The following is a 24645-nucleotide window of genomic DNA, read 5'->3' as shown; positions in this document are numbered from 1 at the left end:
GCCGGCAAGCGATGGACATCCTTGCTGCTGCCCTCCTCCTGCCCAGTCGCTCCGGTCCCGTCGGTGCGGTGTCGCGCCGGGATCACCGCGGCCATCCCAATGCGGACAGCCATGCCGCGCACAGTCCCGGCCAGGCTTCTGGCTCCCCGCTGCCCTCGGCCAGTCCGAGGCCGTGCGTCCCTGCGGGAAAGACGTGCAGAGCGTGGGGTACGTCCGCGTGTGCCAGGGCCAGAGCCAGAAGGTAGGAGTGCTGCACCGGCACTGACGGGTCGTCGGCGGTGTGCCAGATGAAGAACGGTGGTGCCGTCGTGGTCACCAGGCGGTCAAGGGACGTTGCGACCCGTTCCTCGGTGCTGGGGGAGGGACCCAGGAGTTCCTCCTGGCTGCCCTTGTCGGTGTCGAGCTCCATGGACACCACCGGATAGCAGAGCATCACCGCGTCGACTCGCTCGAGGGCGGAAGGTGCAGCGCTCAGGGCGGCATGGCCGGCCAGGTGCCCGCCGGCGGACGATCCGAGCAGGGCGACCCGTTCGGCACCGTTCGTCCGGATCCGGCGGATCTCGGCCCGTACCGCTTCCAGCGGACCCGGGTGCCTGGTGTGCACCGGATAGCGAAACACGCTCGTTGACAGTCCGAGCTGCCCGAGCCACTCGGCGATGGGCTCCGCTTCGTTGTCGGCGTGACCGGCGTACCCGCCTCCGGGAAGGACGATGACGTGCGTGGCCGGGTCCGGCTCGGCGGGGCGCGTGGCGGTCTCGGCCGAGGTAACAGCGCGATCCGCCGAGGACTGTGGTGAGTTCATGACGTCAGCATTCCAGGGTCTGTGGTCCCCGCGCGGGTTGGGCGCAGCCCTTTGGCTTCCTGACGAAAGAGTCACACCGAGATGACGAATGTTGACTGTCAACAGTCGGCCGCGATAGCGTGATGCACAGCACGCGTTCTCGACGGCTACAGGCAAGGACGGCATCGCATGATCTCTTCCCGGTTGGGCTGCTCGTCCATCAGCTTCCGGCACCAGCCGCTGCCCGAGGCGCTACGCACCATTGGAGGGCTCGGCTTCGAGGAGATCGATCTGGGGGCCCTGCCGGGGGTCTGCGACCACGTCCCCTACGTGCTGGACGCCGCTGCCGTCGAGCAGGTCGCCGCCGACGTGCACCACTCGGGTCTGCGCGTGCGCTCGGTCAACGGGGACGTGGGTGATCTCAACGTGGTCCTGGACGAGGCGCAGCGTGCAGAGCGCGCGGACCACCTCGACATGCTCCTCGAGCTCACGGCCGCCGTCGGCGCCGAGGCCCTCGTCCTGCCCTGCGGGGCGCTGGACCACGAGCCGATCCGCTCCCTCGAGGAGGACGTCCGTACGGTGGCCGGGGAACTGGCCCAGGCATCCCGGCGGGCCGCGGCGGCCGGCGTCGAGCTGTGGTGCGAGTCGTTGCACTTCTTCCGGCTGTGCTGGAACGAGGACCGCGCGCGGCGGCTGGCGGACGAGCTCGAGGGCACCGGCGTGGGTGTGGTCATGGACTTCAGCCACATCGTGGCCTCCGGCGGGGATCCGGTGCGCTTCGTGGAGAGCTTCGCCGAGCAGCTCACCCACGTGCACCTGCGCGACGCCACCGCGGGAAACATCAACCTGAGCATCGGCAACGGCGAGGCCGACTTCGCCGCCGGCCTGCGGGCTCTGGAGCGTGTCGGGTACACCGGCCACTTCTCGCTCGAGCTCGAGACCCGCGACGTCAGCCACGACCAGCGCCCGGCGGCCGCCCGCGTGGCCGCCGCGCACATCACGTCACTGCTGTAGAACCCATCATCACTCACCCTAGGAGCACCATGTCGATCGTTCAGCGCACCGCCGTCATCACCGGAGCCACGTCCGAGAAGGGCATCGGAGTCACCACAGCCCGCCGTTTCGCTCGTGAAGGATGGGGGGTGGTGATTCTCGATCTCGACGCCGAGAAGTCCGCCCGGGTCGCCCAGGACATCGGGCAGGAGTGCGGCGTGCCGGCCTTCGGCCACGCGATCGACGTCGCGGACGAGGCCTCGGTGACCGCCGCCCACGACGCGGTGGCCGCCGAGGTCGCTGCCGGCGCCCTTCCGCCGGTGGGGGCCGTGGTCAACATCGCCGGGATCACCTCCCCGGTCCCGTTCCTGGAGACCACCCTGGAGCTGTGGCACAAGGTCATGGACGTCAACGCCACCGGCACCTACCTGGTCACCAAGGCGTTCCTGCCCGAGATGATCGAGCAGGGCTGGGGCAGGGTCGTGAACATGTCCTCCGTGTCCGCCCAGCGCGGCGGCGGGGTCTTCGGCAAGGTGCCCTACTCCGCGGCCAAGGCCGCCATCCTGGGCTTCACCAAGGCGCTGGCCCGCGAGCTGGGCACGACCGGGGTCACGGTCAACGCGGTGACCCCCGGGGCGGTTGACACCAACATCCGCGTGGGCAGCACCGACGAGCAGGAGGCCGCCATCGCCGCGGGCATCCCGGTCGGGCGCACGGCCACCACCGAGGAGATCGCCGCGTCCATCACCTTCCTCGCCTCCGAGGACTCCTCCTACCTCACGGGAGTGACGCTGGACATCAACGGCGGGAGCCACATGCACTAGAGCGTTCTGCCCGCCACGTGCCCGCCGCCTCCCCGCACCTGCGGGGAGGCGGCGGAACCATACCCAGGAGAACCCATGCTTCGCCCCGTCCAGCCCCGCTCCGCCGCCGCCCTGGGCCGCCCGTCCGGGACGGGTGTGCAGATCCGTGCCGTGTCCGACCTCCGTGTCGGTGACGTCGTCGAGATCCGGACCTGGGACACGGTCCACTGCCGCGGAGAGGTCGACGCGGTCTGTCCCCGGCTGGGAGTGCTGTGGGTCCTCGACGGAAGACTTCGAGATCGGATGATGGTCGAGGCCTCCGGGCACACCGTGTGGAGGCTGCCGCGCTGACCGGGTCCGGCCTCCCGCACCGTGGCAGGAGAGGCGCCGTGCTCGGCGCTCTGGGAACCGCGGGGCGGTGAGTTGCCGGTCGGCCGGATCGGACGGGTCGCGAGATCGGCGCAGCATCTGAGGTCCGGGCAACGACAGCGGTGGGGGCCGGACGGAGAAGTTCTCCGTCCGGCCCCCACCGCTGTGCCGTGCTGCTCGGTGCCGTGCTCAGTCCACGCGTTCCGTGTGCCGCGGGTGGAGCAGCGTCCTGACCTTCTCGGCGATCTTGGTCGTGGAGACCCCGTAGCGGTCGTTGAGGGTGGGCAGGGCGCCGGCGTCGAGGAACTCGTCGGGCAGCCCGATGGGGGTGATCTGCCGCAGGACGCCGTCGCGGACGGCGGTGTGGGCGACCGCGTCGAAGAGGCCTCCGATGACGGTGTGGTTCTCGCAGGTGAGCACCAGCCGGTCCTTGGCGAGCTCGGCCAGGATGGTGGCCTCGTCGAGGGGCTTGAGGGTGGGCACGTGCAGCACGGCGACGTCCACCTTGTCGGCCTCCAGGGCCTTGGCGGCTTCCAGGGCGCGTTCGGTCATCAGGCCGGTGGAGATCAGCAGGACCTCGGCCCCGTCGCGGATCAGCTTGGCCTTGCCGAGCTCGAAGGTGTAGTCGTACTCGTCGAGCACCCGCGGGACCTTCCCGCGCAGGATCCGCATGTAGGTGGGTCCGTCGTGGGCGGCCAGCTGGGCGACGGCCTGCTCGATGTCCACCGCATCGCAGGGGTCCACGATCGTGAGGTTGGGCATTCCCCGCAGGATCGCCACGTCCTCGGTGGCCTGGTGGGAGGGCCCGTAGCCGGTGGTGAGCCCGGGCAGGGCGCAGACCATGTTCACGTTGAGGTTCGCCTCGGCGATGTCCAGGCACAGGAAGTCGTAGGCCCGGCGCGTCGCGAACACGGAGTAGGTGGAGGCGAAGGGCACGAAGCCCTCCATGGCCAGCCCGGCGGCGGCCCCGAGCAGGGCCTGCTCGGCCATGCCGACCTGGTAGAACCGGTCGGGCATCGCGTCGCGCAGGATGTGCAGGTCGGTGTACTTGGCCAGATCGGCCGACAGGCCCACGACCCGGTCGTCGCGTTCGGCGAGCTCCACCAGGGCGTGGCCCAGGGGAGCGGCGGTGGTCCGCTGCCCTTCCCGGGCCAGGGAGGCGCTCATCGCGTCCGAGGTCAGCCGCTTCTTCTGGGTGGCGGTGTTCGGGGTGGTGTTCATGCCTGGGACGACTCCTTCAGTCGGTCGTGGGCCTTCTGCCACTCGTCGGCGGCGACGGTCATGAAGTGCAGCTTCTCGCGGTTCTCCAGGAAGTCCACGCCCTTGCCGAGCTTGGTGTTGGCGATCAGGCACCGCGGCTGGTTCGCCTCGATGGTCCGCAGTTCTTCCAGGGCGGTCAGGACGGCGGCGACGTCGTTGCCGTCGACCCGGCGGGTGATCCAGCCGAAGGCCTCGAACTTGCCCTCGATCGGCTCCATGCCGAGCATGTCCTGACTCTTGCCGTCGGCCTGCTGGTCGTTGAAGTCCACGATCGCGATCAGGTTGTCGAGCTCGTGGTGGGCGGCCACGGCGGCGGCCTCCCAGGTGGAGCCCTCGTTGAGCTCTCCGTCGGAGAGGATGTTGTAGACGAACGCCGGGTTGTTCTTGCGCTTGAGCCCCAGGGCCACGCCGTTGGCGACCACCAGGCCGTGGCCCAGGGACCCCCCGGAGATCTCCACCCCCGGCGTGTAGGACGCCATCGCCGACATCGGCAGCCGGGAGTCGTCGGTCGCGTAGGTCTCCAGCTCCTCCAGCGGCAGGAACTTCGCCTCGGCCAGGGCGGCGTACAGGGCGATGGCGTAGTGGCCGATCGAGAGCAGGCACCGGTCCCGGCCCTCCCACTCCGGGTCCTCCGGGCGCAGGTTCAGCTGGTCGGCGTAGAGCACCGCCAGGACGTCGGCGATGTCCAGGGCCTGGCCGATGTAGCCCTGCCCCTGCACCTCGCCCTGGATCAGTGCGTTGGTCCGGATGCGGAAGGCCGCCTCCTTGATCCGGGTCAGACGCTCGGGCTCGACCGGAGCGATATCAGTCGTTGGCTGCATGGGTTTCCCCTCATGTGGTGGTGGTCGGATCAGCCGGTCGCGCGATACGGCGTCCTGGTGGCCGCGGAACTGGTGCCTGTCGACACGGTCTGTGGTTGGCATCACAGTACGCCGTTCAACTGTTAACAGTCAACAGAAAAGATGACATCTTGATCCTCCCGGAGAAGTGCCGCCCCCGCACATCCGGCTCGGTCAACGGTTAACCGGGCCCGTATGATCGAGGGGTGAGTCGCAGTCACTGTGCGGCGGTACGTTCATGGCACTGATGTCGTCAGCGGAGCCGACCGGGCCGACACTTCCGGGGTTCCGTTCAACGCGCGGCAGGAGGCGGCGGTGCCCCCGCCGCGTCCGACCAGTCCACCTCCAGCTTCCGAAGGATGACCACGATGACCTCTCAGACAGCGGCCCTGGCCGGACTGGCCAAGGTGAACCTGCGCCAGCAGGCTCTGACGGCGCTGCGTCGGGCCATCACCACCGGCGAGCTGCCCCCGGGCACCCACCTGGTGGAGACGGAGCTGTCCGAGCAGCTGCAGATCAGCCGGGGCACCCTGCGTGAGGCCATGCGCCAGCTCCAGCAGGAGGGGCTGATCGCCGCCGGAGCCCGTGGCCGGCTGTCCGTGCGCAGTCTGGATGCCAAGGAGATCGTCGACATCTTCGCCGTCCGGGCGGCCCTCGAGTCCCTGGCCGTGCGCACGCTCAGCCGAGCGGAGCATCGCGATGCGGCCGTGGCCACACTGCGTGACGCGGTGCGGGCCATGGATGAAGCCGTCGGCCACACGTTGGAGGAGCGGATCGAGGCGGACCTGAACTTCCACCGAACGCTGTGCCGCCTCACGGACAACGCCATGCTCCTGCACTCGTGGCAGGCCCTGGAGGGGTCGATCCGGATGTCGTTCATGTGGGCCGGCATGGACCGGGCCGTGGGCAACATGCGCGTGGACCGGCACACCGCCATCGTCGATGTCATCGCGGCCGGGGACGCCCCGGCAGCCGCCGACTACATGCTCTCCCACATGGACGAAGCCGCGGCCAACCTCGTCTCCTGAGCACCGGCTGTCGAGGTGCCGCCTCCGGCCGATCGCCTCGGACTCGCAGGCCCGGGCACTGCGATGCCCAGCCGGGGGCCGACGGCCCGGAACCGGATGACGTCTCGCCGAAACTGAGCTGACCGGTCGACGCGAGCCCCTCTGTCCACGGGGGCGGTCGGACGAGCCCGGACGGATCCGCACCAGCACCCCGCGAACTGCGCCATGTCATCCCCCCGCGCGGCATATTGCGGGCCGGAGACATCGCACGGCTCCGTATGCCGTCCGCAACTCGCCCGGCTGTCAGCCCTTCTGACCCAGGGAGCTGGTGCTCCAGCCCGTCGTGGACCCTGACGGTGGGCCTGCCAGACCCATCGGCCGACTTCGGCCTGTCCGCCCTGTCCAGCGGCCCACGGCTGTGCTGCCGGTCTTCGCCCGGTTGCGGCTCTGGCTGCGGCTCCCGCCTGCGCCGGGGAACCGATGGGCTTCTTGGGCGGCATCATGCGGAGGTTTGCCGGAGGGGCCGCCCCCCGCAACCGGAGAAGCCCGTCACCAGGGCTGGATGGACCTATCCCATCTCGTCGATCAATCATTGCGTCTCGTGTGTGCTCTGTGCCACACTTCCAGCAACAGCAGTTGACTGTTAACAGTCAACTGAAGTCGTGGTCAGTGGTGAGCCGGCCGAGGACAGACATGCGTCCGCCCGAGCCCGTGCCGGGAACCGCCGCTCTCGGGTGGTAGGACCGGTCGGGTCAGGCGGCGGTGTTTCGGTGCAGTGAAGCCCGATCACCGGTCGCTGCGGCCTGCCACGGCCCTGCTCGCCTCCGTCATGCGGAGCACCGCCCGTGTGACCCGACCACCATCCGCTTGCCGGTCCGTCCGGCGTCATCCACAGAGGAGCAGACATGGACACGCTCGTCCTGGTCCATCTCGCCATCTCGGTCATCGGCATCGTCCTGATGATCGTCTGGGCGAAGATCAACCCCGTCGTCGCACTCGTCGTCGGCGCACTGTACCTGGGCGTCGCCGCCGGGCTCGGCTTCACCGAATCAGTGGCCGCCGTCAATGCCGGCTTCGGGGCGCTGATGGCCGAAGTGGGCCTGATCATCGGCTTCGGCGTCATGATCGGCACCACGCTGACGGCCACCGGCACGATGCAGCGTGTCGTCGACGGGCTGCTGAAACTCGTCGGGCCCAAGCGGTCGCCCTACGTCCTGGGACTGACCTCGGGCATCATCTTCCCGTCGATCTACTTCGACGTCGCCCTGGTCATCCTCGCCCCGATCGCCGGTGCCATCGCCAAGCGCACCGGCAAGAGCATCGCCACCCTGGCCGGTTCACTGGCCATCGGCCTCGAGGTCGGGCTGCTCATCGTGGTCCCGGGTGTGGCGGCGATCGCCGTCGCCGGACCACTCGGCGTGGAGATCGGCACCATGCTGATCTGGGGCATCCCCCTGGGCATCTTCTTCATCATCTCCAGCATCTTCGTGCACGACCTGATGATGCGGAAGATCTTCGACCCCGCCACGGACCAGGACCACAGCTTCGACGACTCCATCTTCGGCGAGTCGATCGAGGAGGAACGCGCCCGCCTCGAGACCCAGCGCGAGACGGGCCCCACCACCGTGGGCACCACCGAGGTCGCCGGCACCTCGGCGGGCACCCTGACCGTGACCGCCCCGACCCGGCAGATGCCACTGGTCGTCGCCATGCTCCCCGTGATCGTGCCGATCCTGCTCATCATCCTGGACACCGTCACCGGACTCATCGGCCAGGAAGTCCCCGTCCTCGGCTTCCTCGGCAGCCCCGTCGTCGCCCTGCTCATCGGCCTGCTCATCGGCATCGTCCTGGCGGTCCCCGCCGTGACCCGCGACGGCATCGACGACCTGCTCACGCGGGGCGCTCAGACCTCCGGCTCGATCCTCCTGTTCACCGGCGTGGCCGGGTCCCTGGGCCAGGTGATCACCGAGGTCGGCATCGGCGACATGATGGCCGCCCTTTTCCAGGCCAATGCCGCGATCCCGGTGCTGCTCACCTGGACCGTGGCCGCCGTCCTGCGCATCGCCCAGGGATCGGCCTCGGTGGCCGCGATCACCGCGGCGACCCTGCTCGCCCCGATCATGGGCTCCATCGAGGCCGCGCCGATCCTGATCCTGCTGGCCGCCGGCACCGGCGCCGCGTTCGGCGCCCACGTCACGGACAACACCTTCTGGATCTTCAAGCAGATGCTCGGGTTCACCACCAAGGGCACGTTCAAGATCTACACGCTCGCCCAGTCCACCTTCGCCGTGATCGGCTTGGGCGTGTGCCTGCTGCTCGACCTGTTCATCTGAGTATGCCCTGCCCGTCACGCCCTCAGGAGGCTCCCATGTCACCCGCTCCACCGCCCCGGATCACCTTCATCGGAATCGGAGCCATCGGCCTGCCCATGGCCGAGCAGCTCCTCGGCGCCGGATTCGACGTCACCGGTGTCGACCCGTTCGCCGAGCAGCGGGCGAAGGCCACCGCACGGGGCCTGCGCGCCGAGGAGACCCCGGAATCCGCGGTCGCGGCCGACGTCGTCGTGTGCATGGTGGCCACACCGGAGCAGCTGCGGGCGGCCACCCTGGGCGAGGCAGGGGTGCTCCGGCAGATGCCGGCCGGCAGCGTCCTGGTGGTGATGAGCACCGTCGGCCCCCGTGCGGTGCGTGAGGTGGCCGCCGCGGCCCCACCTGCGGTGAGCGTGCTCGACGTGCCCGTCACCGGCGGGGTCGCCCGGGCGATCACCGGTCAGCTCAGCCTGTTCGCCGCCGGCGACCCCGCCGCGATCGACGACGTGCGGCCGGTCCTCGACGCACTGGGGGCGATCATCGACTGCGGCACGGAGATCGGCCAGGGCCAGGCCTACAAGGCGGTCAACCAGCTGCTGTGCTCGGTGCACATCGTGGCCGCCGCCGAGGCACTCGCCCTCGCGGAGGAGCTCGGACTGGACCCGGAGAGGGTGCTGCCCGCCGTCGCCGGCGGTGCCGGGGGGTCCTGGATGCTCTCCGACCGCGGCCCGCGCATGCTGCAGGGCCTGGACGCCGAGGTGACGAGCACCATCGGCATCTTCGTGAAGGACTCGACCCTGGTGAAGGACATCGCCGACGAGATCGGCTTCGACGCCCCGATGATCAGCGCCGCCCAGGCGAGATACCAGGCCGCCAAGGACGCCGGCTGGGACCGGAAGGACGACTCCCAAGTCATCCAGACCTACCGGCGGTGATCCGCCCGCCCACCCCACCACGTCCAGACGAGCACCATGGGTCGGCGCCCCGGACACGAGGCGGCGAGAGAGATCGCCGCGTGGCCTGCGGCCCGGTCGGCGGCGGACCAACGTTGCAGTAGGGGTTCGGCGGATTCTGGTGGTCATTGCAACAGCAGGTCGCCGATCACTTCGATCGGTTTCTGGAACTCTAGGCGTTTGCGGGGACGGTCGTTGAGCTCCTCGGCGACCGCGTCGAGCTCTGCGGCAGTGAACGCTGAGAGGTCGGCGCCTTTCGGGAAGTATTGGCGCAAAAGGCCGTTGGTGTTCTCGTTGATACCGCGTTGCCAGGGCGAGTGTGGGTCGCAGAAGAAGATCTCGATCCCGGCGTCCACCCGCACCTGCTTCCAGTCGCGCATTTCCGTGCCTTGATCCCAGGTCAGCGACCGTCGCAGCGCCTCCGGCAGTGTCTTGATCTTCGCGGCCAGCCCGTCACGGACCTGTTCGGGTTTGTAACCCTCGGGCAGGTGAACAAGCATCGTGTAGTTGGTGGTGCGTTCCACCAGGGTTCCGATGGCGCTCTGATTGTTCTTGCCAATGATCAGGTCACCCTCCCAATGGCCCGGCACTGCGCGGTCCTTGGCCTCAGCGGGCCGGTCGCTGATGTTGATCATGTCCGGGACCCGGTTCTTGCGTTGCCCGGCCTTGCGGCAGGGCCGGCGCACAGCTCGTCCGGTGCGCAGGTATCGGGTCAGCTCCTGTTTCAGGGCCCCACGGGACTGCACGTAGAGGGACTGGTAGATCGTCTCGGTCGACACCCACATCTCCGGCTTGTCGGGGAATTCTCGTCGCAGGCGCCCAGCGATCTGCTCCGGCGAATACTTCTTGGCGAGGTCTCTCACGACGATCGCACGCACCTCGGGATGGGTGTGCAGCTTCGCTGGCTTCGGGCGCGCTGCTCTTTCATAGGCCAGCACGTGCGCTGTCGTGGCCCGATAGCCGCCTTGGGCGGTGGCGTTACGTCGCAGCTCTCGAGAGATCGTCGACGGTGATCGGCCGATCGCCGCCCCGATCTGCCGCAAAGACTGTCCCTGAACGCGCAACAGGGCGATCTCCTCCCGCTCGGCGAAGCTCAGGCACCGGCCCTTGAGGTCGCGTCCGCGGCGTGGCCGCACCCCACCGGCCTCCTCCAGGACCCGGGCCCCGGTGCGCCGGCTTGTACGGATAGCTGCCACCGCCCCGGTGATGAACTCCCCGGCCTGCATCCGCTCCCAAAACACCTGGAGCAGATCCGGCCTGATCAAGATCGAGTACCCACCCACAACACCACCCCCAACGCTCAGTGTTGCAACCACCGCAAGAACCCGGGGTTCCTCGTCCGCGCCAGCAGTGTCTGCGGCATCAATTCACCTGCGGCCCGGCGGTGCGACGCCGCAGCGCGAGCGGCAGAGTCAGCAGTGAGATCGCACCCGTGATCAACAACGCGGTGCTGAACGAGGTCCCTGCGGCGATCATGCCCACCAGGACCGACCCGAGACCGGTCCCGATGTCGAAGCCGATGTTCCACACCGCACTGGCCGTACCGTAGTGCGGCCGGCTGACGGCGTGGAAGGTCACGACCAGGGTGAGGTTCTGCAGGCCGCCGTAGCTGATGCCCACCATCGCTGCTCCGATCATCAACATCGGGGCCTCGGTGGCCCGGGGATCGCGGACCGCCCAGGCGATGGTCATCATGCCGGCCGTGGTCAGCAGCACAAGCGGCGCGATGAACCGGCGTGGGCCGTACCTGTCGGACAGTGCGCCGATCCGCCAACGAGTGAGTGCGGCGGCGAGGTTCATCAGCAGCAGCGCCAGGGCGGTCAGCGTGGCACTGCTGCTCATCTGGGCCATGAAGGTGATCAGCGCGCCGCCGGCCAGGGTGACGCCGGTCAGCAGCGCCATCGGAGGGAGGAGGCGCAGGTAGGGCGCCCGCTCATCCTCCTCGTCCCCCTCCGGGACGCCGTCCAGCATCCGGGCCAGACCGATCGCGGGCACGACGGCGACAACGGGCAGGGCTGCCAGGGTGAACACGACCCAGAATCCGAGCTGTTCGGCGATCCAGGGTCCCGCCGACAGGAACAGGATCTGCGGTCCCGCGATCGCCAGGCCGTAGGCACCGATCGCCTTCCCGCGACGCTGTGGCTCCACCAGCTCGGCCACCAGTGCACTGCCGGTCACGGTCAGTACGCCGAATCCGAGCCCGCGCACCGCGGAGAGCACCAGGGTCGGCCCCAGGGCGTCACTGACGCCGTGGGCCAGGGCGGGCAGTCCCAGCAGGAGCATGCCCGCCACGAGGACCGGCGCCCAGCCGAAGCGGCGCAGGGCCCTGGGGACGAACAGCTGGGTGAGTACGGTGAAGAGCATGAGCACGCCGTTGACCAGCCCCGCGCCGGCGGTGTCAGCGCCGCCGTGCACCGCCCACAGTGGCGCGACGGCCAGCAGCGCGGCATATCCCGAGAAGCCCAGGGCGGTCATCGTCAGCATCAGCGGCATCCCGGGCGCCCGCCAGACCGAGTTGTTCACCATCGATCGTGGCCCGTGACGACGGCCCCGTCATCGTGGCGCGCCTCAGCGGGGGCTGTACGGCGTAGCGGCCCTACGGGTGACTGCTGGTCGCGGACAATGATGATCGACATGATGACGCCAGCCTATGTCCGGCATCCTTCGATCCCTCGACCTGGGGGATCGCGACAGGGCCGGTCGCCAGCACGGGCGCCGGGCCCCAGCGATGCGGCCGGTGAGGCGCTGCTCCAGGAAGCCGAGGCCGCCACCGCCCGTGCCCTGGCCGACCGGCCGGTGGACCAGCTTCCGCACGTGGCCGCGTGGCGGGAGGCCTACCGGGCGTTCGGGGCGAAACCGCAGCGCACGCGCAACAGCCTGGAGGCCCTGACGCGCCGAGCGGCCTCCGGGCTGCCGCGGGTGAACCGGCTGACCGATCTCTACAACGCGGTCTCGGTCCTGCACCAGATCCCACTCGGCGGGGAGGACCTGGCCGGCTACCACGGAGCGCCGCGACTGGTACGCGCCACCGGCCAAGAGCCCTTCGACACGGTGGCCGGCGGTGAACCGGTGATCGAGCACCCCGAACCCGGCGAGCTGGTGTGGTGCGACCAGTCCGGGGTGACCTGCCGCCGCTGGAACTGGCGCCAGGGCCGGCGCACCGCACTGACAGCGGAGACCACCACGGCCCTGTTCATCCTCGACGCGCTGGCGCCCATGACGGACGAGGCCCTGCACGCCGCCGAGGACCTCGCCACCCGCCTGGCCGATCTCGGCCCCGACGTGCGGAGCGCCCGCCGCCTGTTCACTGCCGGCGACCAGCACACCCCAGGGGACCCGTCATGACCCTTCGTCGCCCTTCCCCCACGGCGGTGCCGCCGCGATCCACCATCCGTTCCACCGAAGGAGACAGCACCATGTTCACCGGTTTGAGAGCCTTCCCCCTCACCCCCCTGGCCGACGATGCGGTGGACGAGTCCGCTTACGTGGGCCTGATCCGACGGCTGGCGGCGGCGCAGGTGGACTCCATCACCGCCCTGGGCTCCACCGGCTCCTACGCCTACCTCAGCACCGAGGAACGACGCCGTGTCGCCCACCTGGCCGTCGAGCACGCCGGGGACGTCCCGGTGTTCGTCGGCATCGGTGCCCTGCGCACCTCCCACGTCCTCACCCACCTCGAGCACGCCCAGCAGGCCGGAGCCGCCGCGGTGCTGCTGGCTCCGATGAGCTATCAGCCGCTGACCGACGACGACGTGGTCGGGCTCTTCGACACCGTCACCGCGCACTCCTCGGTGCCGGTGATCGTCTACGACAACCCGGGCACCACCCACGTCACCTTCACCACCGAGCTCTACGGCCGCATCGGGCAGCTGCCCGGTATCGCCTCCCTCAAGATCCCCGGCGTGCCCGCCGACCCCCAGCAGGCCCGGGCGCGGGCGCGCGAGATCCGCGCGGTGCTCCCGGCCCACGTGAGCATCGGCATCTCCGGGGACGCCACGGCCGCCGCCGGACTGACCGCCGGCTGCGACGCCTGGTACTCGGTCCTCGCCGGCACCCTGCCGGCCCCGGCCCTGCGCATCGCCCGGGCCGCCCTGGACGGACGGGCCGAGGAGGCCGCGGCAGCCTCCGACCGGCTGGCACCGCTGTGGGAGCTGTTCGCCGAGTTCGGGAGCCTGCGGGTCGTGGCCGCGTGCGCCGAGCAGCTGGGCCTGGCTCCCAGGGCCTGTCTTCCGCTGCCCCTGCAGGGCCTCGACGAGGGGCAGCGCGATCGGGTGGCCCGGGTGGTCGGCGACCTCGGACTCGACCATCACCGCTGACATCAGGAGCTCCGCAGGGCGGATCGCCGGGGCGCAGCACTGGCGCGACATGTCTTCGCCGCGACCCCGGTGCGCAGCACCGACGGGGGAGCGGCGGACGCCATCGTGCTCGTGGCCCGGGGCGGCGGACTGTCCGGATGGGTGGCGGGACTGTGGGCCTCGGTCACCGCTTCCCACCTGCTCGGACCGTTCATCGCCCGGCGCCTGGACACCGCCCGCGACGGGCGCAAGGTCCTCGCCATCCCGGCCCGGACACTGCGCCTGGTCCTCAGGTGCGGCCCGCTGCGCGGGGCGGCGGACCGCCTCAGGAGCGCCCTCGCCGTCCTCGCTGCCGCCGCCGTTGCCAGCATCGTCGATCGATCCCGCCCGATCTGAATCAGGCCACAGCTCAGGCCGTCCCCTCCGATTCACCTGTGGCCCGCTACCGGTCACTGCCCGCGAGAACGACGTCACCGTTGAGGTTTCGTTCCGGTATGGGCCCAGGCGTTGGCGTGGCTATGTCTTGGCCGGGGGTGCTTGATCGGCAGTAGCGGCTGGGTCGGGGCGGCCGAGGGTTTCGACCGCGGTCATGAAGGCCTCCCACTGGTCGTTCAGTTCGTGGAGCTGTTCGAGTCCTGCGGTGGTCAGTGCGTAGACCTTCCGCGCGGGGCCCGGTCCGCTCTGCTCCCACCGTGCGGTGATCGCACCATCGTCTTCGAGCCGTCCGAGGGCGGGATAGAGCTGAGCTCCCTTGATGGGTTGAAGTCCTGCCGAGACGAGCGCCTGGGAGATCCCGTACCCGTGCCGCGGTGCCACCGCGAGCACACGGAGGAGGAGCATCGGCAGGGATGCGCGCTGCCACGCGGGGAGGGTCATTGCCTCGCCCTCCAGGGTCGGTCGCCCCAAGCGGTGCCCAGCACCACGGCCGCGGACAGCACGAACGCCAGCGCGACCGGGATCGTCAGCGCCCCCCAGCTGTGGGCGGTGACGATGAGGGCGGCGATGACCAGGGGTGTGAGCGTGCCGGCGAGTGTGAGGACCCACCAGCGCCGTGTCCGAGCGATCCGATGGGTCGCGGCCAGATCGCGCGCCAGCACCAGCGGGTGCCCGAACTCGGCGTAGGCCGAGGTGCCGGACAGCTCCAGGGCCTGCTCGATCTCGGTGACGTGGTCCCGAACGGATCTGGAGGGCACCAGGCGGGTGCGCAGCCCGCTGGTGAAGCGACGCAGCCACTGCTCGTCGTTCCATTCCTGGCGAAGCACCTGTTGCGGCATCCGCTGGGAGACCGCCAGCAGGACCACCCCGGGGGTGAGCATCGCCGAGGCCAGCAGTGCCACGGGGACATCGCGTGCCGCGTAGTGCTCGGATCCCAGGTTTGCCGCGAAGGCGATTCCCGCGACGACGACCGCGCCGAGGACGACAGAGACGCTGATCGTCACCCCCGCTCGGCCGGCAACGAATAGAGCTCGAAGCACCACCCACCCGAGGAAGGCCAGGAGCACACTGGCGGCGACGAGCACATGGGTGATGTCGACGTCGATGGACCACCCGTGGCGCAGGACCATGAGCAGCGCCGCGACAGCGCTGATGCCCGTCAGCCTGCCGCCGATCTCCTGCAGTACCGGCCGCAGCCCTGCGCCGAGGGAAGTTCGTACCTCTTCCTCGACTGTCGCAAGTTCAGCGGCATCTTCCGTGGCCAGTGCCGTGGGATCACCGAAGAGCTCGGCAGCAGAGACCTGGGCCACCCGGACCGCGTCGAGCAGCTCGTGCTCACGTTCCTCGAGCGAGGACTCCGGGACGTGCTTGCCCGTCATCACCGTTAGGTAGCGCGTAGCCCATCCCCGGTCCTGCGCCGACCACTGATCCGCATCCATGCTGGCCACCTTGTATCTAGGTCAAAAACGTATCTACAGATAAGCACGACGCGGCGGTGTTGGCAACGTCCTGCCGGTCGGGTGTGGCAGATGGGTCTGTGGCAGGCAGTGCGCCCGATCTCCACCGACTCCCGGTTCCGGAGCGCCCCACAGTTAATCTAGGGACGGGGAGCCGGCCACCCAGGTCGCCCGCCATTTGGACATCTCTGGGGCGGCCTTGTACCCCCGGATACAGGGATCGGCCATCTGGATGCCGCTGCGGACGCACGGCACTCCTGCGGGCCCATGCCGTCCTGAGGGCCACGCACCGATTCCATCGAATACTCCACCCTCGGTGGAGCAGAGGAGGGACAACTCTTGGTGAAGGCCCCGGTTCCTGAGAAGCGGAAGCGCATCCTGGCGACGATCGCCTGGGCGTCTTTCCCGGTCTCCACCGCGCTGACGCTGATGCTCCTCGATTGGCAGGGCACGGGAGTGGCCAAGCCGCTGTGGACGTTCGCGCTGCCCCCGGTCAGTGGACTGGTGGGTGGCATTGCCGGATTCCGCGCGCAGAAGGAGATTCTGGGGGCTGTGGCTGTCGCCTTCGGTCTGCTCTGCGTTCCGGTGGCGATCTTCGTCGTCGGACTGGTCTACGGGCCCTGACCATGAGCACGATGGCGATCCGCAGCTCGGGTTCCCGACGGGTGCTGCACGGCAGTCGCCGTTGAGGGTCCGTCCTTCGGAACATGAAGACGCGTCGGCAGGACCGGATTGCCGCGGCTCGGTACGATGCACCACATGTCCATCAAGTTCGAGAACGTCGGTATCGCCGTCCGTGACCTCGACGCGGCGATCGCCTTCTTCACCGACCTCGGACTGACCGTCCTGGGCCGGGACACGGTCAGCGGGGAGTGGGCGGACACCGCCGTCGGCCTCGACGGCAACCACGTCAACATCGCCATGCTCCAGACCCCGGACGGCAGCGGTCGCCTCGAGCTCTTCGAGTACATCCACCCGGAGGCGATCGAGACACAGCCCACCCGGCCCCACGAGATCGGGATGCACCGCGTCGCCTTCTCCGTCGACGACATCGACGACGCCCTCGAGATCGCTGCGAGGCACGGCTGTCACCCCCTGCGCGGGGTAGGGACCTACGGGGACGCCTACAAGCTCGCCTATGTCCGCGGCCCCAGCGGCATCATCGTGATGCTCGCCGAGGAACTGCACAGCCACTGACGACGGGTCGATCCGGACGTTGCCAGAGGTTCTCGCCCTGCAGTTCCCAGCCGGCTTCCTCGAGGGGGCCGATCGAGGGGTCCTCGATGCCGGGCACCTGCGCGAACCGTCCTGACATGCGCCTATTCTCCGGGTGCGGCCGGGCCCGGTCGCCCGGCCCGGTGTGCTCGAGCGTCCGGGTCGTCCGGTCGCTGCGCACCGCCGGCCGTGCCGTGCATCCGGATCAGACCCGTGGCGCCGTCGATGGTGACCACCTGGCCCTCGGTCAGCAGGGTGGTGGCGTCGGGCACGCAGATGACGGCCGGGATGCCGTACTCGCGGGCCACGGTCGGGCCGTGGGCGATCGTGGAGCCGGTCTCCGTGATGAGTCCGCCGAGGGTCAGGAACAGCGGGGTCCAGCCCGGGTCCGTGGTCGGGGCGACGAGGATGTCACCGGGCTGCAGCCTCGCCTCCGACGGGTGGTGGACGATCCGCACCGGCCCGGTCACGATCCCGGTGGCCGCCGGCTGGCCGACCAGCACGTCCGGCCCGTGCTCGGGCGCGGTGGCGTCGGGCAGGGCCTGGGGGTTCGTGCCGTCGGACAGCAGCAGGCCGGGGACCTGCCGCCGTCGGGCCTCGCGGTGGTGCTCCCTGCGCCGACCGGTCACCACCGCGCGCAGGTCCGCGCCGTGCGAGGCGTCGAGGGCCTCGTCCAGGGTGAGGAACATGATGTCCTCCGGCTGCTCCAGCAGGCCGCGCCCGGTGAGCTCGGCCCCCGCGGCCAGCAGCTGCCGGCGCACCTCGGCCAGCGGGGTCAGCCAGAGGAACTTCGGCAGCTCGCGCAGGCCGGCCAGCTCCCGGCTGCGGCGCAGCATGAACCCGGCGAGGCGGGCCCGCAGCGGCCGGGCGCGCCTGGCGCGGGCGACGAGGTCGGACAGGGCTGCCTCGGCCTCGACGGCGGCGCGGGCGAACCGGGCCGGCGGGGCCTGGTCCGGGTCGGTCACCTGCAGGTACCCGGCCAGGGCGGCGAACACGGGAGTGGGGTCGTCGGCCCACCGGGGGGAGCCGACGTCGATCTCGGCGCTGCCGCGGATCCCGTACTCCGCCAGGAAGGCCGTCACGCCGAACTCGGGCAGCTCGCCGCGCGAGAAGCGCGCGGCGAGCTCGTCCGGGGCAGCGCCGACCAGCAGATCGCGGTGCGGGCGGGCGGCCTCGGCCACGGACCAGAGCTTCAGGTCCATCTGGGTGGTGACGTTGTGGGGCATCCCGCGCAGGGTCGCGTTGAGGTCGCCGGGCTGCAGGATGCCGTCCAGCAGCCAGCCGGCCACCCCCTGGGCGATGAGCGCTGCCCACAGGGGCGGCAGGGAGCGCATCATCGGTCCGGTCATCGTCGTGTCCTGCAGGCCGGCGGCGGAACGGATCCGGTCCGCTGTGTCCGCCGGCTCGGACCGGGGCTGCCGGCGAACCTGTTCGAGTTCGTGGAACGCGCGCTCGCGGGCGGCGGCGGGCCGGGCCAGGGCCCGCAGTGCGCCGAGCAGCGAGGCGGGCACGGTGGCCAGGAGAAGCCGCGCGGTCGCACCGGCGGAGAACACGCGCTGACCGGGACGGGGCGCGTAGCGGGGGTCGTCCAGGACGCGCCGCACGCCCCGCGCCACGGCCGGACCGTAGACCTGCACCATCTCGGGGACGCGGGAGTGCAGGCGCGGGCTGCGGACGAGGCCGGTGAGGTCCATGAACAGCCGGCCGCCGATCTCGACGAGGAACGGATCCACCACGGCGTCGTCGACGCCGATGATCTGCAGCCAGCGGCGGGTCGTCTCCCGCAGCACGGACACGCCCATGGGGGTGACCGGGCGCCGCAGGCCCTGCATGTGGCCGACCTCCATGTAGACCCGTGGGTCGCCCTGCACCGGGTCGGTCCCGGCCGGGAGCGGGAAGAGCGTGGTGATGGGCCGGGACTGCAGCAGCCAGAGCGTGCCCTCGGCGTCGTAGGCGAACTCGATGTCCTGCGGGCTGCCGAGGGCGCGCTGCACCCGCTGCCCGGTCGCCTGGAGCTCGCGGAGCTGGTCGGGGGAGAGGCAGCCGTGCTCCTGTGTCCCGGGGAGCGGACCCTGGCCGGGCAGGACGTAGTGGTCGGTGTCCATGGTGCCGTCCACGACTCCGGTGCCCAGCCCCGGGACCGCGTCGATGACGGTCTCCGTGCGGGTGCCGGTCAGCGGGTTGGCCGTGAACATCACCCCGGCGGCCGCCGGGGTGATCATGCGCTGCACGACGACGGCCATCGCGAGGTCGCCGGTCTCCAGCCCCTGACCGGCCCGGTAGGCGACGGCGCGCTCGCTGTGCACGGAGTCCCAGCACTGCCGGACGGCCTCGAGCAGTGCGTCCCCGCCCTCGACGTCGAGGACGGTGTCCTGCTGGCCCGCGAAGCTTGCGTCCGGCAGGTCCTCGGCCGTGGCGCTGGAGCGGACGGCGACGGGACCACCGCCGAGGTGCTCGTAGGCCGTCAGCACCGCCCGCTCGGGGACGGCGCCCGAGCGGTAGGCCTCGGTGGTCAGGCAGAACCCGTCCGGCACGCGCTCGCCGGCGGACAGGAGGGCTCCGAGACCGACAGCCTTGCCCCCGACGAGCGCGGTGGTCGCCGAGGTGATGTGGGCCAGGTCGATCACGTCCATGGGATGCCTCTCTGGTGCCCCGGGGCCGGCGGGAGGTGCGCAACGGGCAGCGCCATGGGGCGTCCGGTGGCCCGTTCACAGCCGATGATCCGGCCCGCCGATCGGCGGGTCAACCTCCCCGTGCCGTGAGGCACTGGCGTGACGGCGCGGCGGTGCCGGTGGTCGACACGGACCGGTTCCCCCGGCGTGGCCGGTCCGTCCGCGGGGGTCGTTCCGGTCGGCCGCGCGGGGAGCCCGCTCAGATCCAGGAGACGAGCACGGGGACGGTGGTCGTCAGCCCCAGCGCCACGAAGACCGCCCCGGAGGTGAGCTCGATCCTGCGGGCCACGGTGGGACGGTTGAGCCAGGTGCCGGCGGTGTGGGCGGCCAGGGCCACGAGGAGCAGGTAGACCCCGATGGTGGCCGCCACCGTCCCGCCCATCACCACCACGACGAACAGCGCCCCGGCCCCGGGCGGGGTGAACTGGGGCAGCAGGGCCAGGAAGAACAGCCCGGTCTTCGGGTTGGTGAGGCAGCACACCAGCCCTGCGGCGAACGCCGATCGCGCCCTCGGCTCGGAGGGCTCCCGGCGGTCCGGGGCGGCGGTGACGGTCGACCCCGCGGTCCGTGCCAGGCCGACGGTCATCGGCACGGCGGCGGCCGGGGCGGGAGCGTGGGCGGTGATCGCCCGGTAGCCCAGGTAGAACAGGTAGGCGCCCCCGAGGATCCGCAGAGCCTGGAAGGCGGCCGGGGAGCTGTCCAGGAAGGCGGCCACGCCCACCGCGACCAGCCCCGCCCAGGCGAAGACCCCCACCGCGGACCCGGCGGCGGCCAGCATCCCGGCCCGGCGCTGCCGCAGGGCGTAGCCCAGGGTCAGGACGGTGTCGGGTCCCGGGGTGAGGGCCAGGACCACGGCCACGCCCAGCAGGGCCAGATAGCTCGAGGTGTCCACGGCAGCTCCTTGTCGGTCAGTGGTCCGCAGACCTCTACCGTGCCACCGCGTCACCCTTCAGCACCAGCAATGATTTCCGTGGCATTGGCAGGTGAAAGCGTACGATCGGGGCATGCTCGATCCGCACCGGCTCACCATCCTGCGCGCGGTCATCGCCGCCGGCTCGATCCACGCCGCCGCCCGGAACCTCCACCTGGCCCCGGCCACCGTCAGCCAGCACCTCCGCGCCCTGGCCCGGCAGACCGGGCTGGTGCTGTTCGAGAAGAGCGGCCGGGGCATCGAGGCCACCCCGGCCGCCCGGCACCTGTGCGAGGCCAGCGCGGAGACCCTCAGCAGCCTGGAACGCCTCGAGCGCACCGTGGAGGATCTGCGGCAGGGCCGGGCCGAGCAGATCGCCGTCGCCTGCTTCGCGTCCCTGGCCCAGGCCTGGATGCCCGGGGTGGTGCTCGCCCTGCGCGCTCGGTCCCCGGACGTGGTGGTGGAAATCAGCATCAACGAGCTGCACTCCACCGGAGGCCGCCGGGCCCCCGACGTCGACGTGCGCAACGAGTCCCTCGACGGGCCCCTCGTCCACCTGGAGGGATACCAGCGCCATGCCCTGCACGAGGAGGACTTCTGCGTGGTGCTGCCGGTCGACCACCCGCTGGCCGCACGCCCCGCGGTGACGATGGCCCAGCTGCGCGACGAGCCCTGGATCGACCACGACATCCACGACGGCCCCACCGGGCGCATCATCACCCGCGCCTGTCACGCCGCCGGCTACACCCCGCACTACGTCGCCCGTCTCGACGACCACCATGCGGCCACCAGCCTCGCCGCGGCCGGGCTGGGCATCACGGTGCTGCCCCGGATCGCGCTCGCCGGGCTGCCGGCGGCTCTCACCTCGAGGCCGCTGGTCGACCCGGCCGTGCACCGGCGCATCGTCGCCCACACCCGCACCCACCCCACCCGGGCGCGGCTGATCCACACGGCCCTGACGGCGCTGCGCGAAGCCGCTCGACGGAGCCGCCCGGCACCACCGGACGAGCACTGACTCCGCGACCGCTCGGACGGACCCCGTGCTCGCATCGCGCCCCCGACGCCGGACGCGGACGGCAGGACGCCCGCTCAGGGCTGTGCTCCGGTGCGCGTGTGGCGCAGCACCGGGCGCTTGGCCCGGGGGAGTCCTTCGACGACGAGCTCGTAGGCGTTCAGCACCAGCTCCTCGACGAGGTCCGGGGTGATCCCCGGGCCGGCGGCGAGGGAGATCCAGTGCTGCTTGTTCATGTGGTAGCCGGGGGTGATCGTGGGGAACTCCTGGCGCAGCGCCATCGCGTGCGGGGGCTCGCACTTGAGCGTCACGATCGGCTTCCCGGGTGCTTCCGTGGTCATCAGGAAGATCTTGCCCACGACCTTGAACACCTCGTGGTCCGGGCCGAAGGGGCAGGTGTGCGTCACGGCCGGCAGTCCGGCGGCCGCCTCCATGGCGATCTGCTGAAGTCTCGTCCCGTCCACGCCGCTGCTATCCGCGGGACCGGGGGTGGCGGACCTCGTAGCCGACCTGGACCATGCCGTTGTCGAAGCGGCGCTCCCGGAGGAGGCGCAGCTCCAGGGACAGCCCGTCGGGGAAGACCGGGGTGCCGCCGCCCACCGCGACCGGGCACAGCAGGAGCTCGACCACGTCGACCAGCCCCAGCCGCAGGGCGCTGCCGGCCAGGGTCGGGCCCTCGATCGTGAGGTCGCCGGACGCCTCGGACCTCGCGCGCTCGAGAGCCGCGGCGGTGAACTCCCGCTCGAGCCGGGTGCGCTCGGTCCAGGTCCGGCCGAGGGAGGAGGAGAAGACGATCTTCTCGGCGCGCTTCCAGGTCTCCGCGAAGCGCGCCGACTCCGGGGACCACGTCGCCGCGGACGGGTCGGTCTCCCAGACGGCCATGGTCTCGTACATGCGCCGCCCGTAGAGATAGGTGCTGACCGGTGCCAGGTCCGTGGTCAGGGCGGCGACGACGGCCTCGTCGGGCACGGCCCAGGAGAAGCTGCCCTGCTCGTCCGAGTTGTAGCCGTCCAGCGAGGAGGCGACGGAGTAGATCACTTTCCCCATGCCCCCACTCAACCCGCCGGAGCTGCCCGGGCACAAGAGGGGCAGCGGATCCGAGGTCCGTCGTGCGTCCAGCGGCGGGTCGTCAGCCGTGCCCGTCCCGGTCCTCGCCGCGGCGGGACGCCTCCGCCCGCGCGGCAGCACGCACGTGCGGGTCGGCGGCGTTGTCGGCCGCGTGGCGACGGTCGGCGGCGCTCAGGTGGTCGCTGCCGAGCGCGGCAGCCGCCACGTCGACGTCGCTGTGGTGCAGGGCGATGTCGAGCAGCTCCGCCGTGTCCGTCAGCTCCTCGACGCCGTCGGCGGTCCAGGCCTGGACCCGGCGTCGGTGGTCGGCCTCCTTCTGCGCCAGCTGCCGCATCAGCTCACCCGTGTTGATGACAGAGGTGATGGGCTGGGAGTCGTCGTGCTTCGTCACCGTGTCCTCCTGGGGGTCCGTCCGTGGTCGTTCCATTCATAGCCCACGACGCCGTCCCCTGTGGGGAACCGGCCGTCCCCGGAGGCGGAAAGCAGCCCCGCGGGCCCGGGTCCGCCGCGTCGCGGAGCTCTGGGCTGCGGCTTCTGCGAGATCAGCCGCTCCCGCGTGTCGCGCCCTGGCCCGGCGATCTCCCGCCGCCGCGTCACGGTCGCCCACTGATCGCCGGACCCCGAACAGGGTCCCTCCGCCCGCTCCGGGTGGCGGGGCCCTCGGGGTGGGAGGACGGTGCAGGAGTCAGCGGACTTCGCGGAGGGAGCCGTCGGTGACGTCGTAGACGAAGCCCCGCACGCTGTCCCGGTGCGGGACGAAGGGGTTCTCGGTGATCCGCGCCATGGACCGGCGGACGTCGTCGTCGGGATCGGTGAAGGACTCCGGTGACCACGGCGGGCGCATCCCGGTGTCGGCCTCGATCTGTGCCGTGAAGGCGTCGTCGGTGAAGGTGAGCATGCCGCAGTCGGTGTGGTGGATGAGGATGATCTCCCGGGTGCCCAGCAGTCGCTGGCTGATGACCAGGGACCGGATCTCGTCGTCGGTGATCACCCCGCCCGCGTTGCGGATGACGTGGGCGTCGCCCTCGCTCAGCCCCAGCAGTCCGTAGGGGTTGAGCCGGGCGTCCATGCAGGCCACCACGGCCACCGGCAGGGCCGGGGGCATGGGCAGATCGCCCTTGGTGAAGGCGGCGGCGTAGGCCTCGGCGTGGTGCAGGAGGTCGTCGGTGGCGCTCATGGCGGGTCCTTTCCTCGACGGGTGCGGCGGACCGCGTCCCGGGGGCCGGCTTCGGTCCCCGGTGTCCCCGGGCGCTGCGGTCCGACCCGTCCGGAGCCGCCCGGTCCGCTCCTCACCCTAGGACCGGGCGTCGCCCGTGCACACCCCTCCCGTGGTCATCGTTCGCGACGCGGAGGCCGGTTCCGGGGCCCGGCGCTGCGACCGGCTCCTCACTCCGGACCGCCCCGCAGCACGTCCACGTGCACGTGGTCGAGGTGGCGCAGGATCTCGTTGCCGGGCTCGGGCGCGTCGTAGTCCCGCCACCGCCCCCGCGAGCTGTGCGCGCTCCAGAAGCGGTCGTCGAAGATGACGTACTGGACGTCCAGGTCCTCGGCGTGCGCGACCAGCCAGTGGGCCAGCAGCCACCCCTCGCGCCGGTTCTCCTCGGTCACGGGGCGGAAGAAGACGTCGACGGCGCGGCCGTCGTAGTGCGTCGACTCCTCGCCGTGCCCCTGGCCGACGCCGCCGGGGGCGAACCCGCCCAGACTCTGCTCTCCGAACACCTCGGTCATCGCTGCGCGCACCCGCTCGGCGCGCGGGGTCAGGCCGGTTGCGGTCAGCTGCTGCTGCGGCAGGTCGTCGGCCGCTGAGCCCCGGCAGCTCAGGCTCGCGCCGGCGTCCTCGGGTGGTCCGTCGGCCAGGCGCCGCAGCACCGCCGGGTCGAGGCCGGAGGTGTCCGGGGCCTCCACCCCGCGGGCGGCGAGCGCCACCGCGGTCGTGGCCCGCTTCGCCTCCTCGCGGTCGAGCCCGACCGCTCCGTCCGCGGTCTCGACGACGCACTCGGCACCCCAGGTCAGCCCGCCGTCTCCGGTGCGCAGGCCGCTGATCAGGCCGGGCCCGAGGAGCACCAGTGCTCCCGCCAGCATCCCGAGCACGAGAAGCAGTGCGAGGAGCGAGCGCAGGGGGCGGCTCCGGTCCCGGTCCCGGTGCGCGGTGCCGGCGGTTCTGGTGGTTCTGGCGGCGATGATGCACCTGCTTCCGCTCGGGGTGTGGGGATGCCGGCTCCAGCACAGCAGGCGGACCTGGCGAGAACCTGCACGAGACGTGCAGG

General features: G+C 71.0%; 26 protein-coding genes. 12 read left to right on the top strand and 14 right to left on the bottom strand.

The genetic code is table 11. From position 1 onward, the window contains the following. Positions 1–82 precede the first annotated feature (82 nt). Positions 83–802, bottom strand: coding sequence for an alpha/beta hydrolase (locus tag ACZ2G1_RS03435; protein ID WP_136341330.1), 720 nt, complete (start codon positions 800–802; stop codon positions 83–85). Positions 803–970: 168 nt separating this feature from the next. Between ACZ2G1_RS03435 and ACZ2G1_RS03430 the strand changes: the two genes are divergently transcribed. From ACZ2G1_RS03430 to ACZ2G1_RS03420, 3 genes are all read left to right on the top strand, one after another. Then, positions 971–1795, top strand: coding sequence for a sugar phosphate isomerase/epimerase family protein (locus tag ACZ2G1_RS03430; protein ID WP_109269305.1), 825 nt, complete (start codon positions 971–973; stop codon positions 1793–1795). Positions 1796–1824: 29 nt separating this feature from the next. Continuing rightward, complete coding sequence (locus ACZ2G1_RS03425) at positions 1825–2598, top strand: SDR family NAD(P)-dependent oxidoreductase (protein ID WP_031282360.1); 774 nt, start codon at positions 1825–1827, stop codon at positions 2596–2598. 75 nt (positions 2599–2673) lie between these two features. Next, complete coding sequence (locus tag ACZ2G1_RS03420; RefSeq protein ID WP_017832224.1) at positions 2674–2928, top strand: hypothetical protein; 255 nt, start codon at positions 2674–2676, stop codon at positions 2926–2928. Positions 2929–3135: 207 nt separating this feature from the next. Here ACZ2G1_RS03420 and ACZ2G1_RS03415 read toward each other — a convergent pair whose 3' ends face one another. Both ACZ2G1_RS03415 and ACZ2G1_RS03410 read right to left on the bottom strand, forming a co-directional pair. Beyond that, positions 3136–4167 (bottom strand): transketolase family protein, encoded by a 1032-nt coding sequence (locus tag ACZ2G1_RS03415; protein WP_017832225.1) that lies wholly within the window; start codon positions 4165–4167, stop codon positions 3136–3138. Further along, positions 4164–5027 (bottom strand): transketolase, encoded by an 864-nt coding sequence (locus ACZ2G1_RS03410; protein WP_017832226.1) that lies wholly within the window; start codon positions 5025–5027, stop codon positions 4164–4166. Before ACZ2G1_RS03410 ends, ACZ2G1_RS03415 begins: the two co-directional genes overlap by 4 nt. Positions 5028–5413: 386 nt before the next feature. Between ACZ2G1_RS03410 and ACZ2G1_RS03405 the strand changes: the two genes are divergently transcribed. From ACZ2G1_RS03405 to ACZ2G1_RS03395, 3 genes are all read left to right on the top strand, one after another. Further along, positions 5414–6073, top strand: a complete 660-nt coding sequence (locus ACZ2G1_RS03405) for a GntR family transcriptional regulator (RefSeq protein WP_017832227.1) — start codon at positions 5414–5416, stop codon at positions 6071–6073. A gap of 884 nt (positions 6074–6957) precedes the next feature. Next, positions 6958–8385, top strand: a complete 1428-nt coding sequence (locus tag ACZ2G1_RS03400; RefSeq protein WP_017832228.1) for a GntP family permease — start codon at positions 6958–6960, stop codon at positions 8383–8385. 35 nt (positions 8386–8420) lie between these two features. Beyond that, entirely contained in the window at positions 8421–9296 is an 876-nt protein-coding gene (locus ACZ2G1_RS03395) for an NAD(P)-dependent oxidoreductase (protein WP_017832229.1), read from the top strand. 143 nt (positions 9297–9439) lie between these two features. On the opposite strand, the gene ACZ2G1_RS03390 is transcribed toward ACZ2G1_RS03395, so the two are convergent. Beyond that, positions 9440–10540, bottom strand: coding sequence for an IS30 family transposase (locus ACZ2G1_RS03390; protein ID WP_255219435.1), 1101 nt, complete (start codon positions 10538–10540; stop codon positions 9440–9442). A gap of 136 nt (positions 10541–10676) precedes the next feature. Next, positions 10677–11840, bottom strand: a complete 1164-nt coding sequence (locus ACZ2G1_RS03385; RefSeq protein ID WP_470377484.1) for an MFS transporter — start codon at positions 11838–11840, stop codon at positions 10677–10679. A gap of 270 nt (positions 11841–12110) precedes the next feature. Between ACZ2G1_RS03385 and ACZ2G1_RS03380 the strand changes: the two genes are divergently transcribed. From ACZ2G1_RS03380 to ACZ2G1_RS03370, 3 genes are all read left to right on the top strand, one after another. After that, a complete protein-coding gene (locus ACZ2G1_RS03380; protein WP_426119464.1) occupies positions 12111–12659 on the top strand; it encodes a B3/B4 domain-containing protein in 549 nt (182 codons plus the stop codon). 71 nt (positions 12660–12730) lie between these two features. Continuing rightward, entirely contained in the window at positions 12731–13630 is a 900-nt protein-coding gene (locus ACZ2G1_RS03375) for a dihydrodipicolinate synthase family protein (RefSeq protein WP_470377483.1), read from the top strand. Positions 13631–13699: 69 nt separating this feature from the next. After that, complete coding sequence (locus ACZ2G1_RS03370) at positions 13700–14005, top strand: hypothetical protein (RefSeq protein ID WP_017832234.1); 306 nt, start codon at positions 13700–13702, stop codon at positions 14003–14005. Positions 14006–14125: 120 nt separating this feature from the next. On the opposite strand, the gene ACZ2G1_RS03365 is transcribed toward ACZ2G1_RS03370, so the two are convergent. Both ACZ2G1_RS03365 and ACZ2G1_RS03360 read right to left on the bottom strand, forming a co-directional pair. Beyond that, positions 14126–14485, bottom strand: a complete 360-nt coding sequence (locus ACZ2G1_RS03365) for a PadR family transcriptional regulator (protein WP_035928611.1) — start codon at positions 14483–14485, stop codon at positions 14126–14128. After that, positions 14482–15483 carry a hypothetical protein gene (locus ACZ2G1_RS03360; RefSeq protein WP_470377482.1) on the bottom strand — a complete coding sequence of 334 codons (1002 nt, stop codon included), beginning with the start codon at positions 15481–15483 and terminating at the stop codon, positions 14482–14484. The genes ACZ2G1_RS03365 and ACZ2G1_RS03360 overlap by 4 nt, the downstream gene beginning before the upstream one ends. 357 nt (positions 15484–15840) lie before the next feature. Between ACZ2G1_RS03360 and ACZ2G1_RS03355 the strand changes: the two genes are divergently transcribed. Beyond that, positions 15841–16125 (top strand): hypothetical protein, encoded by a 285-nt coding sequence (locus tag ACZ2G1_RS03355; RefSeq protein ID WP_470377481.1) that lies wholly within the window; start codon positions 15841–15843, stop codon positions 16123–16125. Positions 16126–16260: 135 nt separating this feature from the next. Further along, complete coding sequence (locus tag ACZ2G1_RS03350; protein ID WP_115163568.1) at positions 16261–16698, top strand: VOC family protein; 438 nt, start codon at positions 16261–16263, stop codon at positions 16696–16698. A gap of 122 nt (positions 16699–16820) precedes the next feature. On the opposite strand, the gene ACZ2G1_RS03345 is transcribed toward ACZ2G1_RS03350, so the two are convergent. Beyond that, the gene (locus ACZ2G1_RS03345; RefSeq protein WP_470377480.1) at positions 16821–19349 is read right to left on the bottom strand and encodes a PEP/pyruvate-binding domain-containing protein; all 2529 of its coding nucleotides are present in this window, start codon (positions 19347–19349) and stop codon (positions 16821–16823) included. 238 nt (positions 19350–19587) lie between these two features. Continuing rightward, the gene (locus ACZ2G1_RS03340) at positions 19588–20280 is read right to left on the bottom strand and encodes a LysE family translocator (RefSeq protein ID WP_470377479.1); all 693 of its coding nucleotides are present in this window, start codon (positions 20278–20280) and stop codon (positions 19588–19590) included. A gap of 112 nt (positions 20281–20392) precedes the next feature. Between ACZ2G1_RS03340 and ACZ2G1_RS03335 the strand changes: the two genes are divergently transcribed. Continuing rightward, on the top strand, positions 20393–21313 hold the full coding sequence (locus ACZ2G1_RS03335; protein WP_035928597.1) for a LysR family transcriptional regulator: 921 nt from the start codon (positions 20393–20395) through the stop codon (positions 21311–21313). Between the two features lie 74 nt (positions 21314–21387). Here the strand turns inward: ACZ2G1_RS03335 and ACZ2G1_RS03330 are convergent, their stop codons facing one another. The 5 genes from ACZ2G1_RS03330 to ACZ2G1_RS03310 form a co-directional block, all read right to left on the bottom strand. Next, complete coding sequence (locus tag ACZ2G1_RS03330; protein ID WP_031282371.1) at positions 21388–21774, bottom strand: MmcQ/YjbR family DNA-binding protein; 387 nt, start codon at positions 21772–21774, stop codon at positions 21388–21390. Between the two features lie 7 nt (positions 21775–21781). Then, complete coding sequence (locus tag ACZ2G1_RS03325) at positions 21782–22357, bottom strand: dihydrofolate reductase family protein (RefSeq protein WP_035928595.1); 576 nt, start codon at positions 22355–22357, stop codon at positions 21782–21784. 82 nt (positions 22358–22439) lie between these two features. Beyond that, complete coding sequence (locus ACZ2G1_RS03320) at positions 22440–22769, bottom strand: hypothetical protein (protein WP_035928593.1); 330 nt, start codon at positions 22767–22769, stop codon at positions 22440–22442. Positions 22770–23063: 294 nt separating this feature from the next. Next, positions 23064–23555 (bottom strand): beta-class carbonic anhydrase, encoded by a 492-nt coding sequence (locus ACZ2G1_RS03315; RefSeq protein WP_109222673.1) that lies wholly within the window; start codon positions 23553–23555, stop codon positions 23064–23066. A 209-nt stretch (positions 23556–23764) separates the two neighbouring features. After that, positions 23765–24460: a VldE C-terminal domain-containing protein gene (locus ACZ2G1_RS03310; RefSeq protein WP_232035298.1), complete on the bottom strand. Its 696-nt coding sequence runs from the start codon at positions 24458–24460 to the stop codon at positions 23765–23767. Positions 24461–24645 lie beyond the last annotated feature (185 nt).

The organism is Kocuria sp. KKT182 (assembly GCF_055635395.1).
Note: the sequence above shows the minus strand (reverse complement) of the source record. Positions and strands in the feature narration are given on the sequence as shown.

Bases quoted from the DNA above. Each gene is read 5' to 3' on its own strand.
- ACZ2G1_RS03325 (WP_035928595.1), bottom strand. From the start codon at position 22,357: ATGGGGAAAGTGATCTACTCCGTCGCCTCCTCGCTGGACGGCTACAAC.
- ACZ2G1_RS03345 (WP_470377480.1), bottom strand. From the start codon at position 19,349: ATGGACGTGATCGACCTGGCCCACATCACCTCGGCGACCACCGCGCTC.
- ACZ2G1_RS03415 (WP_017832225.1), bottom strand. From the start codon at position 4,167: ATGAACACCACCCCGAACACCGCCACCCAGAAGAAGCGGCTGACCTCG.
- ACZ2G1_RS03430 (WP_109269305.1), top strand. From the start codon at position 971: ATGATCTCTTCCCGGTTGGGCTGCTCGTCCATCAGCTTCCGGCACCAG.
- ACZ2G1_RS03400 (WP_017832228.1), top strand. From the start codon at position 6,958: ATGGACACGCTCGTCCTGGTCCATCTCGCCATCTCGGTCATCGGCATC.
- ACZ2G1_RS03435 (WP_136341330.1), bottom strand. From the start codon at position 802: ATGAACTCACCACAGTCCTCGGCGGATCGCGCTGTTACCTCGGCCGAG.
- ACZ2G1_RS03390 (WP_255219435.1), bottom strand. From the start codon at position 10,540: ATGCAGGCCGGGGAGTTCATCACCGGGGCGGTGGCAGCTATCCGTACA.
- ACZ2G1_RS03405 (WP_017832227.1), top strand. From the start codon at position 5,414: ATGACCTCTCAGACAGCGGCCCTGGCCGGACTGGCCAAGGTGAACCTG.
- ACZ2G1_RS03360 (WP_470377482.1), bottom strand. From the start codon at position 15,483: ATGGATGCGGATCAGTGGTCGGCGCAGGACCGGGGATGGGCTACGCGC.
- ACZ2G1_RS03315 (WP_109222673.1), bottom strand. From the start codon at position 23,555: ATGAGCGCCACCGACGACCTCCTGCACCACGCCGAGGCCTACGCCGCC.
- ACZ2G1_RS03350 (WP_115163568.1), top strand. From the start codon at position 16,261: ATGTCCATCAAGTTCGAGAACGTCGGTATCGCCGTCCGTGACCTCGAC.
- ACZ2G1_RS03410 (WP_017832226.1), bottom strand. From the start codon at position 5,027: ATGCAGCCAACGACTGATATCGCTCCGGTCGAGCCCGAGCGTCTGACC.
- ACZ2G1_RS03395 (WP_017832229.1), top strand. From the start codon at position 8,421: ATGTCACCCGCTCCACCGCCCCGGATCACCTTCATCGGAATCGGAGCC.
- ACZ2G1_RS03335 (WP_035928597.1), top strand. From the start codon at position 20,393: ATGCTCGATCCGCACCGGCTCACCATCCTGCGCGCGGTCATCGCCGCC.
- ACZ2G1_RS03385 (WP_470377484.1), bottom strand. From the start codon at position 11,840: ATGGTGAACAACTCGGTCTGGCGGGCGCCCGGGATGCCGCTGATGCTG.
- ACZ2G1_RS03365 (WP_035928611.1), bottom strand. From the start codon at position 14,485: ATGACCCTCCCCGCGTGGCAGCGCGCATCCCTGCCGATGCTCCTCCTC.
- ACZ2G1_RS03375 (WP_470377483.1), top strand. From the start codon at position 12,731: ATGTTCACCGGTTTGAGAGCCTTCCCCCTCACCCCCCTGGCCGACGAT.
- ACZ2G1_RS03310 (WP_232035298.1), bottom strand. From the start codon at position 24,460: ATGCTGGCGGGAGCACTGGTGCTCCTCGGGCCCGGCCTGATCAGCGGC.
- ACZ2G1_RS03420 (WP_017832224.1), top strand. From the start codon at position 2,674: ATGCTTCGCCCCGTCCAGCCCCGCTCCGCCGCCGCCCTGGGCCGCCCG.
- ACZ2G1_RS03425 (WP_031282360.1), top strand. From the start codon at position 1,825: ATGTCGATCGTTCAGCGCACCGCCGTCATCACCGGAGCCACGTCCGAG.